We start from the raw sequence: 16,923 nt of genomic DNA on the forward strand, positions 1-16,923 counted from the left end.
ACTGGATTAGCGCGACCGCAGACCCGATGCGGATACGCCCCGGCCTGCACCGTCCGGCCTTCGCATCAATCCGCCGATTGCCCTGCGGCCGCGCCGCTTTATGCTGGAACGGATCGGCAGAACTTGCGAAAGAAACCCCATGACGGTCTGGCAGATCCACTACTTGAACGCCCGCAACGCATTGACCGGCGTGATGCCCGAAACCCGTGCCGCCGCGCGAGAGGCGGTGGCGGCGGTCGGCGCGCTTGTCGATCTGCCGCGCTTCGATCTGGTCATCCGTGTCGGCGACGAGGTCATGCAGGGCTGGGCCGTGGGCGGTTACGCGCCCGGGCCGGGGTATATCCAGATCACGCTGGACCCGTCCCGCTTCAGCCCCGAACCCTTCATCCGCACACTGGTCCACGAGCTTCACCACCTGATCCGCTGGGACGGTCCCGGCTATGGCAAGTCCCTGGGCGAGGCACTGGTCAGCGAGGGCCTTGCCGGGCATTTCGTGCGGCAGGTTCTGGGCGGGCCGCCCGATCCATGGGACGCCGCCGCGCCGTCCGAGGCATTGGTGCGCCAGGCGATGAACGAATGGTCGCGGCTGGATTACGACCATGCCGAATGGTTCTTCGGCAAGGGCAGGATTCGCCGCTGGTCGGGCTATGGGCTCGGGCACCGGCTGGTCGCGGAATACCTGTCGCAGAACCCGCAGGAAAACGCGGTGACGCTGGCCGCAGCCCCCGCCGACCGCTTCCGCAATGCCATGCGCAAGCTGGCCAAGGAAGCGGCCCTCGACCAGCCCGAAGCGGGAGAGGGGACAGCGGACGCCGCCGAACCCGAACCCAAGCCCGCGCCGCCGAAGGGCGACTGATCCCGGGACCTCAGCCCTTCTGCAGGTAATCCCGGCCCAGCAGTTCCGCGATCTGCACCAGGTTCAGCGCCGAGCCCTTGCGCAGGCTGTCGCAGGTGATCCACAGGTTCAGCCCGTTCTCGACGGTGCTGTCCTGGCGGATGCGGCTGACGAAGGTGGCGAAATCGCCCGCCGCCTCGATCGGGGTGACATAGCCGCCATCCTCGCGCTTGTCGATCACCAGCAGGCCCGGCGATTCGCGCAGGATGTCGCGGGCCTCGTCCTCGTCCAGGAAATCCTCGAACTCGACATTGACCGATTCCGCATCGCCGACGAAGACCGGCACCCGCACGCAGGTCACCGAGACCCGGATCGCCGGATCGAGGATCTTCTTCACCTCGGCCTTGATCTGCCATTCGGCGCGGCTGGCGCCGTCCTCCATGAACTCGCCGACCTGCGGGATGACGTTGAAGGCCAGCTGGCGCGGGAAGATCGACGGCTCGACCTCCTGGCCCGGCACATACATGCCCTTGGTCTGGTTCCACAGCTCGTCCATGCCCTTCTTGCCCGCCGTCAGCACCGACTGATAGGTCGAGGCGACGACGCGCCGGATCCGCGCGCGCTCATGCAGCGGGTTCAGCGCCACCATCAGTTCCGAGGTCGTGGTCTCGGGGCTGGCGATGATCATCCGCTCGCGATAGCCCGCGATGGCGCCGGGATTGACCTCGGGCACGACCAGCGGCACCGAAGGCTCCAGCCGGAAGGCGGTGGATGCGTCGATCACCACGCAGCCCTGCCCGGTCGCCAGAGGCGCGTATTTGCGCGCCTCCTCGGCCTCCATGGCAAAGAGCGCGATGTCATAGCCGGTAAAATCGAAATTCTCGATATCGCGGATCTTCAGCGTCTCGTCGCCGAAACTGGTCTCGGTTCCCAGCGACCGGCGCGGGCCGAGTGCGGCGACCTCGTCGGCGGGAAATTCCCGCTCGGCCAGAATATTCAGGATCTCGCGGCCCACATCGGTGGTGGCCCCGGCGACGGCAAGTCTGTAACCCATCGGAAAGCTCCTCTGCTTGCCCGCGATATAGGCGCCCGCCCCCGAAGGCGAAACCCCAATCCCCGCTCTTTGGTGCCCAAATACCTCGGGGGTCCGGGGGCGGCGCCCCCGGCCTATGCCCCCAGATAGCGCGCCCGCGCCTCTGCCCCCTCGAACGCCGCGACCGGTCCCGACCAGACCGCCTGCCCGCGCGAGATCAGCGTCACCTCATCTGCCAGTGCCGTGGCGAAGCCGATATTCTGCTCGACCAGCAGCACCGTCATCCTCTCGGCTTTCAGCGCCGCAAGTGCCGCGCCGAGGCCCCCGAGCATCTGCACCGACAGCCCCTCCGACGGCTCGTCCAGCAGCAGGAGCCGGGGCGAGGTCATCAGTGCCCGGCCGATGGCCAGCATCTGCTGCTCTCCGCCCGACAGTGCGCCGGCGGGTGCCTCCATCCGCGCGGCGAGGTTCGGAAACAGCGCCGAGACGCGCGGCAGGCTCCACTCGCCGCGCCCGATCCGGCCAGCCAGCACAAGGTTTTCGCGAACTGTCAGCGTGGCGAAGACCTCGCGCCCCTCGGGCACATAGCCGATCCCGGCCCGGGCGAGGTGCGGCGTCGGCCAATCGGCGATCTCCTGCCCGGCCAGCAGGATACGCCCCTCTCGATGCGGCAGCAGCCCCATGATCCGGCGCAGCGCGGTGGTCTTGCCGGCGCCGTTCCGGCCCAGAAGCGCATGAACCGTTCCCGCCCCGACACGCAGCGACAGCCCGTGCAGCACCTCGGCCGGGCCGTAGCCGGCGGTCAGGCCCGTCAGCTCAAGCATCGTAGATCGCCTTCAGTGCCGGGCGCGCATCCCCCGGCGCGCCGTCGAAGGCGATCTGCCCGGCATCGAGGATGACGATGCGATCCGCCACCGCGAAGGCCAGATCGAGATCGTGCTCGATCACGATCAGCGTCAGGTCGCGGGGCAGGGCGGCGATCAGCGCATGGATTTCCCCGGTACCGCCCGGACCGAAGCCCGAGGCCGGCTCGTCCAGAAGCAACAGCCGCGCGTCACCGGACAGCGCCAGTGCCAGATCCAGCCGCCGCCTTGCGCCGTGATCCAGCGCCGAAACCGGCAGGGCCGGATCGGTCAGCCCGACCTGTGCGGCCAGGTCACGGGCGCGGCCCTGCAATCCGGGATCCTGCAACGGATCGCGGCCCGGACCGGTGCGGCCCTGCCGCATGGCCTCGGCCAGGATCAGGTTCTCGGCGGCGGTGAAGCCCTCGAACAGGGCGGCGGTCTGAAAGCCGCGCCCCAGCCCGGACCGGGCGCGGGCATCGGGGGGCAGGCGGGCGATGTCGCGTCCGTTCAGCAGGATGCGTCCGGCATCGGGCAGCACCTCGCCCGCGATCAGGCGCAGAAGCGTCGTCTTGCCGGCCCCGTTGGGACCCAGGATCACCAGCCGTTCGCCGGCCCGGACCCGCAGCGACAGGTCGCGGATGACCTGCACGCCGCCGAAATTCTTGCTGAGCCCCTCAAGCCCAAGCACGGCGCCACCAGTCTTCGGCCTGCCCGGCAAGGCCGCGCCCGCCGGCCATGACCACGGCGATCAGCAGGATGCCGATGACCAGATGCCAGTGATCGGTCCAGCCGGCGGCCCAGTATTTCAGCCCGACAAAGACCGCCGCGCCCATGATCGGTCCGGTCAGCGTGCCGATCCCGCCGAGGATCAGCACCACCAGCACCTCGCCCGAGGCGGTCCAGACCATCATCGCGGGCGAGATGAACTGCATGTGCTGTGCCGCCAGAACCCCCGCCACCCCGGCCAGGGCCGAGGAGGCGGCAAAGCCGATGGCCCGGATGCGCAGCGGTGCCACGCCAAGGGCGGCGGCGCGGCTCGGGTTTTCATGCACCGCCTGATAGGCGCGCCCGAAGGGGCTGCGCAGGATGGCGGCGGCCAGCAGGAAGACCAGAAGCAGCAGGCCAACGGCGTAACTGGCAAAGCTCAGCGGGTCGGTCAGCCCGAGGAAGGGCAGGGAAGGGCGGTCGATGCCGCCCAGCCCGTTATCGCCGCCAAGCCAGCCGGCGGTGAAGCTGAGCGCCCAGATCATCTGCCCGAAGGCCAGCGTCGCCATGATGAAGAAGATGCCCTGCATCCGCGCCGCCACCGCCCCGATCAGCCCGCCGCCGAGACCTGCCGCCGCAACCCCAAGGGCGGCGGCGGGCCATGGCGGCAGCCCCGCCTGAGCAGCCAGCGCATAGCCGTAAGCGCCCAATCCCATGATCGCCCCATGCCCCAGCGAGACCATGCCGCCGAACCCCGCCGCGAGGTCGAGCGAGATGGCGAGGATGGCGAGAATGGCGATCTCGGTCACGATCTCGCGCCCGAAGAAGCCGCCGAAGATCGCAGCGGCCTCCAGCCCGACCAGCATCAGCACCATGAGCGCGATCCGCATCGGGTCGAGCCGGAACATCAGCGCCCTTGCCCCGTCGCCAGCAGCCCTTGCGGGCGCCAGATCAGCGCGGCGGCCAGGGCGGCATAGATCAGCACCGCGCCCGCGCGTGGCCAGAGTGCGGCGCCGAAGACCTCGATCCCGGCGACGATCAGCGCCCCCAGGGCTGCGCCGGGGATGCTGCCCATGCCGCCGATCACGGTCACGATCAGCGCCGGGATCAGCACGCTGACCGCCATGCCGGGTGTGGCCGAGGCGATGGGTGCCGCGACCACGCCGCCCAGACCCGCCAGCCCGGCGCCAAGCGCGAAGACCCACAGGAACAGCCGCTCGGTGTCGATGCCGATGGCGCGCGCCATGGCCGGGTTCTCGACCGAGGCGCGCAGGCCCGCGCCCAGCCCGGTGCGCGTCACCGCCAGCCACAGCGCCAGCGCCAGCCCGGCGCCAAGCGCGATGACGAACAGCCGATAGGCCGGATAGACGGTGCCGAGAACCTGCACCCGCCCCGCCAGCAGCGCCGGCGGATCGAGACCGAGCGGCACATCGCCCCAGACGATCCGCGCCAGTTCCACGGCGATGAAGACCAGCCCGAAGCTGACCAGCACCTGGGGCATCGGCCCCTGCCGCGCCACCCGCGCCAGCAGTCCGGCATAAAGCGCGCCGCCGATTGCGCCAACGGCCAGCGGGGCGGCGATCAGCGCCGCCCAGAACCCGGCATGGGCGGCGATGGAGATCCCGATGAAAGCGCCCAGCATATAAAGCGCGCCATGGGCGAGGTTGACGAAACCCATCAGCCCGAAGCTGACCGACAGCCCGGCCGCGATCAGGAACAGCAGCGCCGCATATTGCAGGGTGTTCAGCGCCTGCAGGGTCCAGAACGCCGTCACCTAGCCCATCACGCAGCCATTGGGCGCGTCGCGCACGGCGGGGATGGTCTCCAGCAGCTTATGGGTCATGCCCGCCTCGCCGCCCGGCACGGTCTCGAAGACATAGACGTTCTGGACGATGTTATTGGTGGCCGGGTCTATCTCCAGCGGGCCGCGCGGACCGCTATAGGCGACCTTGGGCAGGGCCGTCGCCAGTGCCTCGCGGCCTTCGGCGCCGGTTTCCAGCGCGCCGAGCAGCAGCCGGCCCGCATCGTAGCCGGCGACGACATATTCCGAGGGCAGCTTGCCCGGATGATCGACCTGATAGGCGGTGACAAAGGCCTCGTTCTCGGGAGTGTCGAGCGAGGGCAGGTAATGCAGCGCGCCGATCACCCCGGTCGCGGCCTCGCCCTGCTCGCGCAGGTAGAGCGGCGCGGTCAGGAAACCGACGGAATAGAGCGGCATGGTCTCCGACAGGCCGAAACTGTCATATTGCTTGACGAAGCTGATCGCATCGGCGCCGCCATAGAAGACGTAAAGCGCCTGCGCACCGGACGCCGCGGCCTTGGCCAGATAGGGGCCGAAATCCTCGGTCTTGCCGAAGGGCGTGAAGGCGCCACCCAGAACCTTGCCGCCGCCGGCCTCGAAGGCCGCCGAAAACGCGCCGATCATCTGCTGGCCGGCAGCGTAATCGGGGGCGAGCGTATAGACCGTCTCGATCCCCTGCGCCGCCATCCATTCGCCCATCGGCCGGTTCAACTGGTCGTTCGAGAAGCTGACCCGGGTGATGAAAGGCGAGCAATCCTTGCCGGTCGCATCGCTGTTGCCGGCATTGGCGACGATCAGCGGCACCCCGGCCTGATGCACGGTATCGCGAACCGCCCCGAGCACGGCGGAAGACACCACGCCGACCAGCACATCGGCGCGGTCCTGCATGATCAGCTTGCGCGCCATGGTCAGGCCGGTCTGGGGGTCGGCCTCGGTATCGGCCTCGATCACCGCGATATCGTCGCGCCCGGCCTCGGTCAGGGCCATGCGGAACCCGTCCTCGATATCCTGGCCGAGGGCGGCGTAATTGCCGGATGCCGGCAGCAGCAGCCCGACTTTGGTTTCCGCCGCAGCGGTCAGGGCCAGCGAGGGCAGGGCGAGGGCGGCCAGCAGGCCGGCGGTCAGGACATGGGTCATCGGGCGCTCCGTCTGCGTCAGATTTCGGTGATATTGGCCCGAACCGGGTCTGTCCATGGGCCTTTCGGTCAGGTTTTCTCGCCGGTCAGGGGCTGGTCGAGCAGCCAGCGCGCCGTGCCTTCGTCGCAGATCAGCCCGTTGACAAAACCGCCGCGCAACGCGCCAAGCGCGCCGGCCCGCTTGGTCGGGCCATGGGCTGCGGCGACGACCAGGGCGCGGTCGGTATCGGGCAGGTCCGCCGAGGCGACCCGGCCGTCGCGGCTGAGGAAGCGCCCTTCGGCATCAAAGGCGATGCCGATCACCTCGGCCACGGCGCCGCGCGCATTCAGCGCCTCGATCTCCTTGCGGGTCAGGAAGCCATCGGCCTGCAGCGGCGCATTCGGGCCCAGATCGCCGATCCCGATAATTGCGATATCGGCATTGGCGGCCATGTCCAGCACCCGGGCATTGCCCGGCTGGCGTCGCAGGGCATCGCATTCCTCGGGCGTGGCGGCGATCACCGGCAGCATCAGCGGATAGCAATGCGCCGTGACCTTTTCCGACAGCGAAAACAGAACGTTGTAATAAGAGGTCGAGCCATCCGGCGCGATATTCCCGGTCAGCGAGACGATACAGTGCTGCGGGCAGTCGATGGATTCCATCTGGGCCACGCTGGCGCGCAGGGTGCGGCCGGTGCCAAGCGCCACCACCACCGGCTCGGCCCGGCAAAGCTGCGATTCCAGCAGTTCCGCCACCTGCATCGCGACCCCGGCCGCGCCGGCATCGGCGGGCGTGACCTCGGCATAGCGAAGGCCGAATCGGTTCTGCAGTTCCGCCGCCAGTTCAAGGGCTTCGGCCAGCGGATGTTCGATCCGGACCTTGACGATCCCGGCGGCCATCGCCTGCGCGGTCAGCCGTTGCGCGGTCTGGCGCGAGATCCCCATCCGGGCCGCGATCTCGTCCTGGGTCAGGCCGCCCACCCAGGACAGCCAGGCAGCGCGGGCCGCCTGATCCAGCTTGGCTCTGTCCTTTGACACTGGCCGATCCTCCTCGCCGCCCGCCCTGCGCCCCGCGGCGGGTCAATCGCGCCGGAGAAAGGTTAATATAGTATTTGACAAGCCTTCTGTAAAATGTGAGCTTTTGCCCATGATGCGAGCAATTGCGCATCCGGAGGAGGACAATATGACCCGTTCAATGCGCGCCCTGGCGGGCGCTTGTGCCGTTATCGCGCTTGCTGCGCCGGCAATGGCCGAAACGCTGACCATCGCCACCGTGAACAACGGCGACATGATCCGCATGCAGAAGATGACGCAGCCGTTCACCGATGCGAATCCCGACATCCAGCTGGAATGGGTGACGCTGGAGGAAAACATCCTGCGCGAGCGCGTGACCACCGACATCGCCACCAAGGGCGGGCAGTATGACGTGCTGACCATCGGCACCTACGAGGTTCCGATCTGGGCCAAGCAGGAATGGCTGACCCCGCTCAGCGATCTGCCGGCGGACTACGATGCCGACGACCTGATCCCGGCCGTGCGCGGCGCGCTTTCGGTCGATGACACGCTTTACGCGGTGCCCTTCTATGCCGAATCGGCGATGGTGATGTATCGCAAGGATCTGGCCGAGGCCGCCGGCGTGACCATTCCGGACAGCCCGACCTGGACCGACATCAAGGCCGCCGCCGAGGCGATGACCAACAAGGACGGCGAAGTCTATGGCATCTGCCTGCGCGGCAAGCCCGGCTGGGGCGAGAACATGGCCTTCATGACCGCCATGGCCAACAGCTATGGCGCGCGCTGGTTCGACATGGACTGGAAACCCCAGTTCGACAGCGCCGAGTGGAAAGAGGCGCTGACCGACTATCTGGCGATGATGACCAATTACGGCCCGCCCGGTGCCTCGTCGAACGGCTTCAACGAGAATCTGTCGCTGTTCCAGCAGGGCAAGTGCGGGATCTGGATCGACGCCACCGTCGCCGCCAGCTTCGTGACCGACCCGGAAAACTCGACCGTCGCCGACAAGGTCGGCTTCGCGCAATTCCCGAACAAGGATGGCGTGGACAACCACGGCAACTGGCTCTGGGCCTGGTCGCTGGCGGTTCCGGCATCGTCGGACGCGCAGGATTCGGCCAAGAAATTCGTCGCCTGGGCAACCAGCAAGGCCTATACCGAACAGGTTGCCGCTGCCGATGGCTGGCGCGCAGCCCCTCCCGGCACCCGCACCTCGCTTTATGAGAATGCGGATTACCAGGCGGCCGCGCCCTTCGCGGCGATGACCCTGACCTCGATCGATGGCGCGAATACGCAGAAATCCTCGGTTCAGGACATCCCCTATACGGGTGGACAGTTCGTTGCGATCCCCGAATTCCAAGGAATCGGCACCGCCGTCGGCCAGCAGTTTGCAGCGGCGCTTGCCGGGCAGATGTCGGGCGATGACGCGCTCAACGCGGCACAATCCAACGTGACCCGCGAAATGACGCGCGCCGGTTATATCAAGTAAGACAGCGGTTTTTTGCTGCCGCGTCGCCCGGCCTGTTCCGGGCGACGCATCTTCGGAGGATGTGGCGTGGCACCCAGTCGCGCCCCGAGGGAGGAGTTACGCCATGGCCACCCGCCAGACCCAGAGCTTAGCAAAGCTCATGCGCGCCCCGGCGATCATCCTGCTGCTGATCTGGATGATCGTGCCGCTGGGGATGACGCTCTACTATTCGTTTCTGAACTACAATCTGCTGAACCCTGCCTCGACCAGTTGGGCCGGTTTCTTCAACTACAAGTATTTCTATACCGATCCGGCCTTCTGGGAATCGATCTGGAATACGCTTGTGCTGGTGCTCGGCGTGTTGCTGATCACCGTGGTCGGCGGGATCCTGATTGCCATCCTGATCGACAAGCCGATCTTCGGGCAAGGCATCGTGCGGATCCTGGTGATCAGCCCCTTCTTCGTCATGCCGCCGGTCGCCGCGCTGATCTGGAAGAACATGATCATGCACCCCAGCTACGGGGTCTTCGCCGATATCGCCAAGTTCTTCGGCATGCAGCCTGTGGACTGGTTCGCGCAATATCCGCTGTTCTCGATCATCCTGATCGTCGCCTGGCAATGGCTGCCCTTCGCCACGCTGATCCTGCTGACCGCCCTGCAATCGCTGGATGGCGAGCAGATGGAGGCCGCCGAAATGGACGGCGCGCCGGCGCTGCAGCGCTTCATCTATCTGACGTTGCCGCATATGGCGCGCGCGATCACCGTCGTGGTGCTGATCCAGACGATCTTCCTCTTGGGCGTCTATGCCGAGATCCTGGTGACCACCAATGGCGGTCCGGGCAATGCCTCGACCAACCTGACTTACCTGATCTATCGCGCCGCGCGCCTGAATTTCGACATCGGCGGGGCCGCAGCCGGCGGCATCATAGCGGTCGTTCTGGCCAATATCGTCGCCTTCTTCCTGATGCGCGCCGTCGGCAAGAACCTGGACTGAGGAGGACGATATGGCACGTGCAGTTTCCCGCAATACCCGGATCGGCTGGACCATCGCCGCATGGTTCGTGGCGCTTCTGATCTTCTTCCCGATCCTCTATGCGATCATCACCAGCTTCAAGACCGAGCAGGAGGCCATTGCCGGCTTCGACCTGATCCCCAGCTTCACGCTGGAGAGCTATCGCGAGGTCCAGTCGCAGTTCAACTATTTCCGGCCGTTCATGAACTCGGTCGTCATCGCGCTGGGTTCCACCGTGCTGGCGTTGATCGTGGCGGTGCCGGCGGCCTGGGCGATGGCGTTTTCGCCGACCAAGCGGACCAAGGATATCCTGATGTGGATGCTCTCCACCAAGATGATGCCGGCGGTCGCGGTGCTGGTGCCGATCTACCTGATCTTCCTGAAGACCGGGTTGATGGATACGCGCATCGGGCTGGTGCTGGTCCTGATGCTGATGAACCTGCCGATCGTGGTCTGGATGCTTTACACCTATTTCCGCGAGATCCCGGGCGAGATCCTGGAAGCCGCGCGGATGGACGGGGCCACGCTCGGGCAGGAGATCGTGCATGTGCTGACGCCGATGGCGGTGCCGGGCATTGCATCGACCCTGCTTCTGAACGTCATCCTGGCCTGGAACGAAAGCTTCTGGACCATCCAGCTGACGACCACCAACGCGGCGCCCTTGTCGGCCTTCATCGCCTCGTTCTCCAGCCCGCAGGGGCTGTTCTGGGCGAAGCTCTCGGCGGCATCCGTCATGGCCATCGCGCCGATCCTGATCATGGGCTGGTTCAGCCAGAAACAACTTGTCCGCGGCCTGACCTTCGGCGCGGTTAAATAAGGGGGGACATCGAAATGGGTTCCATTACGCTCAAGAACGTCCGCAAGGCCTTCGGCGATGTCGAGGTCATTCCGGGGGTCGATCTGAACATCAACGAGGGCGAATTCGTCGTCTTCGTCGGCCCGTCGGGCTGCGGCAAGTCCACGCTTCTGCGCCTGATCGCGGGGCTTGAGGATGTCACCTCGGGCACGATCGAGATCGACGGCTCGGACGTGACCGATGCCGGGCCGGCCAAGCGCGGCCTTGCCATGGTGTTCCAGTCCTATGCGCTTTACCCGCATATGTCGGTGAAGAAGAACATCGCCTTCCCGCTGAAGATGGCGAAGATGCCGGAAGCGGAGCAGGAAAAGCGCGTGGCCCATGCCGCGAAGATCCTGAACCTCGACAGCTATCTGGAGCGCAAGCCGGGCCAGTTGTCCGGCGGTCAGCGTCAGCGCGTCGCCATCGGCCGTGCCATTGTGCGCGAACCGGCGGCCTTCCTGTTCGACGAGCCGCTCTCGAACCTCGACGCGGCGCTTCGCGTCAACATGCGGGTCGAGATCAGCGAGTTGCACAATAACCTGAAGACGACGATGATCTATGTCACCCATGACCAGGTCGAGGCCATGACCATGGCCGACAAGATCGTCGTGCTGCGCGCCGGCCATGTCGAGCAGGTGGGCTCGCCCATGGAGCTTTACGCGAAGCCCGCCAACAAGTTCGTTGCCGGCTTTATCGGCTCGCCCAATATGAACTTCATCGAGGGCGAAGGGGCCGCAAAACACGGCGCCCATACCATCGGCGTGCGCCCCGAGCACTGGAGCCTGTCGACCTCCGAGGGCGAATTCCCCGGCACCGTCGGCGTGGCCGAGCATCTGGGTTCGGACACCTTCCTGCATATCGACCTCGACAACGGCACCCATGTGATCGCCCGGGCCGAAGGCGAATTCGCCGTCCATCACGGCGATCGCATCTTCCTGACCCCGCAGGAAGGCCGCATCTACAAGTTCGGCAAGGATGGCCTCGCCGCGTGACCATTTCGCCGCCGCCCGGTATATGTCGGGCGGCGGCGGACCCGCCCGAACTTCAACGGCTCGCCCGCAACCGGGACATCTGACATGAAACTCAACAGCGCCAATCTTTCGAAACTGCCGGTCGCCACGCCCGCCTATGATCGCGCCGGCCTGACCGGGGGTATCGTCCATTTCGGTCTCGGCAATTTTCACCGCGCCCATCAGGCGGTCTATCTGGACCGGCTGATGAATGCGGGCGACGGCCATGACTTCGCCATTATCGGCGCAGGCGTCATGCCCGCCGATGCGAAGGCGCGCGATGTCCTCGCGGGCCAGGATTTTCTTTATACGGTCGTGGAACAGTCAGCCGGGGCCTCCGATCCGCGCGTCGTCGGCGCGATGATCGACTATCTCGCGCCGGGCAATCCGGCGGCGGTGATCGCGCGCCTCGCCGACCCGGCGACGAAGATCGCCAGCCTGACGATTACCGAAGGCGGCTATTTCATCGATGCCGCGACCGGACATTTCAACCCCGCTCATCCCGCAATCGTGGCGGATGGCCAGAACCCCGCATCTCCCGGCACGGTGTTCGGCCTTCTGGTCGCGGGGTTGAAGGCGCGGCGTGACGCGGGAATTCCTCCCTTCACCATCATGTCATGCGACAACATTCCCCATAACGGCGTCATCGCGCGAGAAGCGGTCGTCCAGACCGCCCGCCTGTCCGACCCGGAACTGGCGGCGTGGATCGACGGGAATGTCGCATTCCCGAATGGCATGGTGGACCGCATCACGCCCGCCACCTCTGAGCGCGAACGCGCCATGATCCGCGAGATGGGGGTCGAAGACGACAGCCCTGTCTTCTGCGAGGATTTCCTGCAATGGGTGCTGGAAGACAAGTTCACCGCCGGCCGCCCAGCGCTGGAAAAGGTCGGAGTCGAATTCGTCGCCGATGTCACCCCGTGGGAGCTGATGAAGCTGCGCATCCTCAATGGCGGCCATGCCGTCATCGCCTATCCGGCGGGGCTGATGGATATCCATTTCGTCCATGAGGCGATGGAGAACGATCTGGTTCGCGGCTTCCTGCGCAAGATCGAGAATGACGAGATCATTCCCGCCGTGCCGCCGGTTCCGAATACCGATCTGCACGGCTATTTCGCCAAGGTCGAGGAGCGCTGCGCCAATCCGAAGATCGGCGATACCGTGCGCCGGCTGTGCCTTGACGGCTCGAACAGGCAGCCGAAATTCATCATCCCGACCATCGCCGACCGGCTGGCGGCGGGGCTTCCGGTCGAGGGGCTGGCGCTTGAATCCGCGCTCTGGTGCCGTTATTGCGCGGGCACGACGGATTCCGGTGCGGTGATCGAGGACAACGATCCGAACTGGGACCACCTGACTGCCATGGCCCGGAAGGCCAAGGACGATCCCTCGGCCTGGCTGGGGATGATGGAAATCTATGGCGATACCGGCGGCAACCCCGCCTTTGCCGAGGCTTTCGGGCGCTGGCTGGGCCGGCTCTGGGCCGATGGCACCGCCACAACGCTGAAAGGCTATCTGGGGCAATGACGGCATTCCTGTTCGATTGCGATGGCGTGCTGATCGACAGCGAGACGCTTTCCGTAACCGAACTGGGGCGCGCCCTGCGCGAATCCGGCGCCGATATCGAGGATGACGAGATCTTCACCCGCATGATCGGGCGTCCGATTTCTGAAATCGTCGATCTGGTCGCCGCCGAGCAGGGTTTCGACGCCACGCCGCACCTGCCCGAGTACCGCGCCCGCCTGCGGGCGCGGTTCGAATCCGAACTGTCGCCCGTGCCCGGCATGTGTCAGGCGATCCGCGCCCTGCCGCCCCTGCCGAAGGCGGTGGCGTCGTCTTCGACCCTGCCACGGCTGGAACATACGCTGAAGCTCTGCGGGCTGTGGGACGATTTCGCCCCCCGCGTCTATTCCGCCAGCCAGGTCGCGCGCGGCAAGCCGGCACCGGACCTGTTCCTGTTTGCCGCCCTCCAACTTGGCGTCGCGCCCGCCGAATGCATCGTGATCGAGGACAGCCCCGCCGGCATTCAGGCCGCCCGTGCGGCGGGAATGCGGGTCGTGGCCTTTCTTGGCGGCAATCATGCCGAACGCTCGGACCTTGCCGGGCGGATGCAGGCGCTGGCACCGGACCGGGTGATTGCAAGTGCCGCCGATCTGCCTGACACTCTGCAGGCGATGATGGCCGAGGCCTGAGGGCCGAAGGGGGACTGACGATGTATCTGGGGATCGACCTTGGCACCTCCGGGGTGAAAGTGCTGCTGATGGGGGAAGACCAGCAGGTGCTGGGATCGGCGACCGGGCCGCTCGGGGTCTCGCGCCCGGCCGATGGCTGGGCCGAACAGGATCCCGCCGACTGGATCGCCGCCACCCGCGCCGCGCTGAACGAATTGCGTGCCGCGCACGATCTTTCCGCCGTGAAGGGGATCGGGCTGTCGGGCCAGATGCACGGGGCGGTGGTGCTCGACGCCGCCGATCGGGTGATCCGCCCGGCGATCCTGTGGAACGACACCCGCAGCCATGCCCAAGCGGCGCGGCTGGATGCGATGCCGGAATTTCGTGCCATCACCGGCAATATCGTCTTCCCCGGCTTCACCGCGCCCAAGCTGGTCTGGATGGCCGAAAACGAACCAGAGGCCTTCGCCCGCGTCGATTGCGTGCTGCTGCCCAAGGATTACCTGCGCCTCTGGCTGAACGGCGCGCGCGTGGCCGAAATGTCCGACGCCGCCGGCACAAGCTGGCTCGATACCGGCGCGCGGGCCTGGTCCGACAGGCTGATGGCAGCTTCGGGGATGCGCCGCGACCAGATGCCGCGCCTGATCGAGGGCAGCGAGAATTCCGGCGGGCTTCGCCCCGAGATCGCGGATGAATTCGGCATGACTGCCGGCATTCCGGTCGCGGGCGGTGCCGGTGACAATGCCGCCACCGCTATCGGCGCGGGCACCGTGGCCGAGGGGCAGGGCTTCGTCTCGCTTGGCACCTCGGGCGTGGTCTTCGCGGCCACCGACCGCTATCTGCCGCGCCCGGAAAGCGCGGTCCATGCCTTCTGCCACGCGCTGCCCGGCATGTGGCACCAGATGGGGGTGATCCTCTCGGCCTCGGCGGCGATGGAATGGCTGTCCTCGATCACCGGTGCCAGAGCCGCCGACCTGACCGCCGAGCTTGGCGAGACCCTGCGCGCACCGGGCGAGGTCACCTTCCTGCCCTACCTGTCGGGCGAACGGACGCCGCATAACGATGCGCAGGTGCGGGCGAGCTTCCACGGCCTGTCCGCCCGCACCGACCGCGCCGCCATGACCCAGGCGGTTCTGGAAGGCGTGGCCTTCGCCTTTGCAGACAATCTGGCCGCGCTGCACGCCGCCGGTTCCGACCCCAAGGCGCTGCTGGCATTGGGTGGCGGCGCGCGCTCGGATTACTGGCTGCAGGTGATCGCCACGGCGCTGAACCTGCCGGTGCTGGTCCCCGAAAGCGGCGATTTCGGTGCCGCTTTCGGTGCGGCGCGGCTGGGCCTCATGGCCGCGACCGGCGCCGATCCGGCGCAGGTCTGCACACCGCCCCGGATCGCCGCCGAAATCCTGCCTGACGCGAACCTGCGCCCGGCCTTCGAGGCCGCGCTGGAGCGGTTCAGGGGGCTTTACAAGGCCGGGGAGCGGTAATCAGCGGCCCGGCGCCTCGGACTTTCAATCACTGATCGCAGCGACGGGGACCAGCGCAAGCCGATCCCTGTTCAGTGCGAATGGCCGCGTCCGGTCAGGATGCGATGCAGCAGCGTCGACTTCGGCGTGGTGACGGTGTCGGCGCGCAGTCGCGCCTCGATCACCGCGCGGTTCGAATCGCTGCCGCGCGAACGCTCGCGCCAGACGATATAGAGGCCCGAAGCAATGATGACCCCGGCGCCGATCACGGTCGGCCGGTCCAGCGTTTCGTTGAAGATGAACCAGCCGTAAAGCGTTGCCCAGATGATCTGCGAATATTGCATCGGCGCGACGATGGCGGCCTCTCCGGCCCGATAGGCAAGGATCGACAGGAAGCCGCCGCACAGCCCAAGAACCGCGATCATCCCGGCCAGGGCAAGGTGCGGCAGTTCCATCGGCACATAGGCCAAAGTCAGACCCGCGCCGGTCAGCGTCAGGTTGCCCAGCATCGGCCACATCAGCAGCACCAATGGCCGCTCGGACCCGCCGACCTTGCGGGTGATCACCGCCGCCGTGGCGCTGCAGAAGGCGCCCAGAAGTGCCGCCAGATGGCCGAAGGTCAGCGGCTCGCCGCCGCCGGGGCGCAGCACGATCAGCACCCCACACAGGCCAAGCGCCACCGCCAGCCAGCGATGGATGCCGACCCTTTCGCCCAGGATCGGGATCGACAGAAGCGTGATCAGCAGCGGCGTGGCGAAAAGGATCGCGTAGACCTGCGCCAGCGGCAGGACCGAAAAGGCGTAGAAGGCACAGATACCCGAACCCATCCCGCAGACGGAACGCAGCGCCACCCAGCCCGGGCTGTGCGGGCGCAGCGTGCCCGGGGTGCGTTCCTGGAGCAGGATCATCGACACCAGCGGGAAGGACATCAGCGACGAGAAGAACAGGACCTGCAACGAGGGGTAATGCGCGCCGAGCAGCTTGATGATGGTATCATGGGTCGCAAAGACGCCCATCGACGCCAATGCGAAACCGATACCCTTCAGGTTGCTCGGCGCGGCCATTCAGCGGCCCGCCAGTGCTGCGACGACCAGATCGCCCATCTGCGAGGTCGAGACCGGCGTGCCGCCCTCGGGGCCCATCAGGTCGGCGGTGCGGACGCCATCGGCCAGAACCTTCTCGACCGCCTTTTCCAGATCTTCCGCAGCCTGGCCTTCGTTGAAGGAATAGCGCAGCGCCATGGCGAAGCTGAGGATACAGGCGATCGGGTTGGCCTTGCCCTGACCGGCGATATCGGGGGCAGAACCGTGGACGGGTTCATAAAGCGCCTTCGGCCGACCGTTTGCCATCGGTGCGCCAAGGCTGGCGGATGGCAGCATGCCGAGGCTGCCGGTCAGCATCGCGGCAAGGTCGGACAGCAGGTCGCCGAACAGGTTGTCGGTCACGATCACGTCGAATTGCTTGGGCCAGCGGGTCAACTGCATGGCGCCGGCATCGGCATACATGTGGCTGAGTTCCACATCCGGGTATTCGTTGTCATGCACCCACTGCACTTCCTCGCGCCAGAGGATGCCCGATTCCATCACATTGGCCTTCTCCATCGAGCAGACCTTGTTGCCGCG

At 66.6% G+C, this 16,923-nt stretch carries 17 protein-coding genes; 8 read left to right on the top strand and 9 right to left on the bottom strand.

Annotation, left to right across the window (positions count from 1 at the left end; all coding sequences use genetic code 11):
- Positions 1–139 precede the first annotated feature (139 nt).
- Positions 140–856: a DUF2268 domain-containing putative Zn-dependent protease gene (locus tag Q0330_RS14335; protein ID WP_299480762.1), complete on the top strand. Its 717-nt coding sequence runs from the start codon at positions 140–142 to the stop codon at positions 854–856.
- A 10-nt stretch (positions 857–866) separates the two neighbouring features.
- Here Q0330_RS14335 and Q0330_RS14340 read toward each other — a convergent pair whose 3' ends face one another.
- The 7 genes from Q0330_RS14340 to Q0330_RS14370 form a co-directional block, all read right to left on the bottom strand.
- On the bottom strand, positions 867–1,889 hold the full coding sequence (locus tag Q0330_RS14340) for an aspartate-semialdehyde dehydrogenase (protein WP_299480765.1): 1,023 nt from the start codon (positions 1,887–1,889) through the stop codon (positions 867–869).
- A 113-nt stretch (positions 1,890–2,002) separates the two neighbouring features.
- Positions 2,003–2,692 carry an ABC transporter ATP-binding protein gene (locus Q0330_RS14345; RefSeq protein ID WP_299480767.1) on the bottom strand — a complete coding sequence of 230 codons (690 nt, stop codon included), beginning with the start codon at positions 2,690–2,692 and terminating at the stop codon, positions 2,003–2,005.
- The gene (locus Q0330_RS14350; RefSeq protein ID WP_299480769.1) at positions 2,685–3,401 is read right to left on the bottom strand and encodes an ATP-binding cassette domain-containing protein; all 717 of its coding nucleotides are present in this window, start codon (positions 3,399–3,401) and stop codon (positions 2,685–2,687) included. The genes Q0330_RS14345 and Q0330_RS14350 overlap by 8 nt, the downstream gene beginning before the upstream one ends.
- A complete protein-coding gene (locus Q0330_RS14355; RefSeq protein WP_299480771.1) occupies positions 3,388–4,326 on the bottom strand; it encodes a branched-chain amino acid ABC transporter permease in 939 nt (312 codons plus the stop codon). Before Q0330_RS14355 ends, Q0330_RS14350 begins: the two co-directional genes overlap by 14 nt.
- Positions 4,326–5,192: a branched-chain amino acid ABC transporter permease gene (locus Q0330_RS14360; RefSeq protein WP_299480774.1), complete on the bottom strand. Its 867-nt coding sequence runs from the start codon at positions 5,190–5,192 to the stop codon at positions 4,326–4,328. Before Q0330_RS14360 ends, Q0330_RS14355 begins: the two co-directional genes overlap by 1 nt.
- Positions 5,193–6,356 (bottom strand): ABC transporter substrate-binding protein, encoded by a 1,164-nt coding sequence (locus Q0330_RS14365; RefSeq protein WP_299480776.1) that lies wholly within the window; start codon positions 6,354–6,356, stop codon positions 5,193–5,195.
- A gap of 68 nt (positions 6,357–6,424) precedes the next feature.
- The gene (locus Q0330_RS14370; RefSeq protein ID WP_299480778.1) at positions 6,425–7,372 is read right to left on the bottom strand and encodes a sugar-binding domain-containing protein; all 948 of its coding nucleotides are present in this window, start codon (positions 7,370–7,372) and stop codon (positions 6,425–6,427) included.
- A gap of 145 nt (positions 7,373–7,517) precedes the next feature.
- Here Q0330_RS14370 and Q0330_RS14375 point away from each other — a divergent pair, with 145 nt between their 5' ends.
- From Q0330_RS14375 to xylB, 7 genes are all read left to right on the top strand, one after another.
- Positions 7,518–8,834, top strand: coding sequence for a sugar ABC transporter substrate-binding protein (locus tag Q0330_RS14375; protein WP_299480780.1), 1,317 nt, complete (start codon positions 7,518–7,520; stop codon positions 8,832–8,834).
- Between the two features lie 103 nt (positions 8,835–8,937).
- The gene (locus Q0330_RS14380; RefSeq protein ID WP_299480782.1) at positions 8,938–9,807 is read left to right on the top strand and encodes a sugar ABC transporter permease; all 870 of its coding nucleotides are present in this window, start codon (positions 8,938–8,940) and stop codon (positions 9,805–9,807) included.
- Positions 9,808–9,817: 10 nt separating this feature from the next.
- Complete coding sequence (locus Q0330_RS14385) at positions 9,818–10,642, top strand: carbohydrate ABC transporter permease (protein WP_299480784.1); 825 nt, start codon at positions 9,818–9,820, stop codon at positions 10,640–10,642.
- 14 nt (positions 10,643–10,656) lie between these two features.
- On the top strand, positions 10,657–11,655 hold the full coding sequence (locus tag Q0330_RS14390) for an ABC transporter ATP-binding protein (protein WP_299480786.1): 999 nt from the start codon (positions 10,657–10,659) through the stop codon (positions 11,653–11,655).
- An 84-nt stretch (positions 11,656–11,739) separates the two neighbouring features.
- Positions 11,740–13,197 carry a mannitol dehydrogenase family protein gene (locus Q0330_RS14395; RefSeq protein WP_299480788.1) on the top strand — a complete coding sequence of 486 codons (1,458 nt, stop codon included), beginning with the start codon at positions 11,740–11,742 and terminating at the stop codon, positions 13,195–13,197.
- Positions 13,194–13,862 (top strand): HAD family hydrolase, encoded by a 669-nt coding sequence (locus Q0330_RS14400; RefSeq protein WP_299480790.1) that lies wholly within the window; start codon positions 13,194–13,196, stop codon positions 13,860–13,862. The genes Q0330_RS14395 and Q0330_RS14400 overlap by 4 nt, the downstream gene beginning before the upstream one ends.
- A gap of 20 nt (positions 13,863–13,882) precedes the next feature.
- Positions 13,883–15,322 carry a xylulokinase gene (gene xylB / locus Q0330_RS14405; protein WP_299480792.1) on the top strand — a complete coding sequence of 480 codons (1,440 nt, stop codon included), beginning with the start codon at positions 13,883–13,885 and terminating at the stop codon, positions 15,320–15,322.
- A 71-nt stretch (positions 15,323–15,393) separates the two neighbouring features.
- Here the strand turns inward: xylB and Q0330_RS14410 are convergent, their stop codons facing one another.
- Together Q0330_RS14410 and Q0330_RS14415 are read right to left on the bottom strand one after the other, a co-directional pair.
- Positions 15,394–16,365: a DMT family transporter gene (locus Q0330_RS14410; RefSeq protein ID WP_299480794.1), complete on the bottom strand. Its 972-nt coding sequence runs from the start codon at positions 16,363–16,365 to the stop codon at positions 15,394–15,396.
- On the bottom strand, positions 16,366–16,923 hold a 558-nt coding region (locus tag Q0330_RS14415), incomplete at its 5' end, for an isocitrate/isopropylmalate family dehydrogenase (protein WP_299480795.1).

Origin of the sequence: uncultured Paracoccus sp. (genome assembly GCF_937873615.1) — a bacterium.
GTDB lineage: Bacteria > Pseudomonadota > Alphaproteobacteria > Rhodobacterales > Rhodobacteraceae > Paracoccus.

Coding starts and splice junctions, on each gene's coding strand:
- Q0330_RS14400 (WP_299480790.1), top strand. CDS start 13,194: ATGACGGCATTCCTGTTCGATTGCGATGGCGTGCTGATCGACAGCGAG.
- Q0330_RS14375 (WP_299480780.1), top strand. CDS start 7,518: ATGACCCGTTCAATGCGCGCCCTGGCGGGCGCTTGTGCCGTTATCGCG.
- Q0330_RS14390 (WP_299480786.1), top strand. CDS start 10,657: ATGGGTTCCATTACGCTCAAGAACGTCCGCAAGGCCTTCGGCGATGTC.
- Q0330_RS14335 (WP_299480762.1), top strand. CDS start 140: ATGACGGTCTGGCAGATCCACTACTTGAACGCCCGCAACGCATTGACC.
- Q0330_RS14380 (WP_299480782.1), top strand. CDS start 8,938: ATGGCCACCCGCCAGACCCAGAGCTTAGCAAAGCTCATGCGCGCCCCG.
- Q0330_RS14340 (WP_299480765.1), bottom strand. CDS start 1,889: ATGGGTTACAGACTTGCCGTCGCCGGGGCCACCACCGATGTGGGCCGC.
- Q0330_RS14365 (WP_299480776.1), bottom strand. CDS start 6,356: ATGACCCATGTCCTGACCGCCGGCCTGCTGGCCGCCCTCGCCCTGCCC.
- Q0330_RS14395 (WP_299480788.1), top strand. CDS start 11,740: ATGAAACTCAACAGCGCCAATCTTTCGAAACTGCCGGTCGCCACGCCC.
- Q0330_RS14345 (WP_299480767.1), bottom strand. CDS start 2,692: ATGCTTGAGCTGACGGGCCTGACCGCCGGCTACGGCCCGGCCGAGGTG.
- Q0330_RS14385 (WP_299480784.1), top strand. CDS start 9,818: ATGGCACGTGCAGTTTCCCGCAATACCCGGATCGGCTGGACCATCGCC.
- xylB (WP_299480792.1), top strand. CDS start 13,883: ATGTATCTGGGGATCGACCTTGGCACCTCCGGGGTGAAAGTGCTGCTG.
- Q0330_RS14410 (WP_299480794.1), bottom strand. CDS start 16,365: ATGGCCGCGCCGAGCAACCTGAAGGGTATCGGTTTCGCATTGGCGTCG.
- Q0330_RS14355 (WP_299480771.1), bottom strand. CDS start 4,326: ATGTTCCGGCTCGACCCGATGCGGATCGCGCTCATGGTGCTGATGCTG.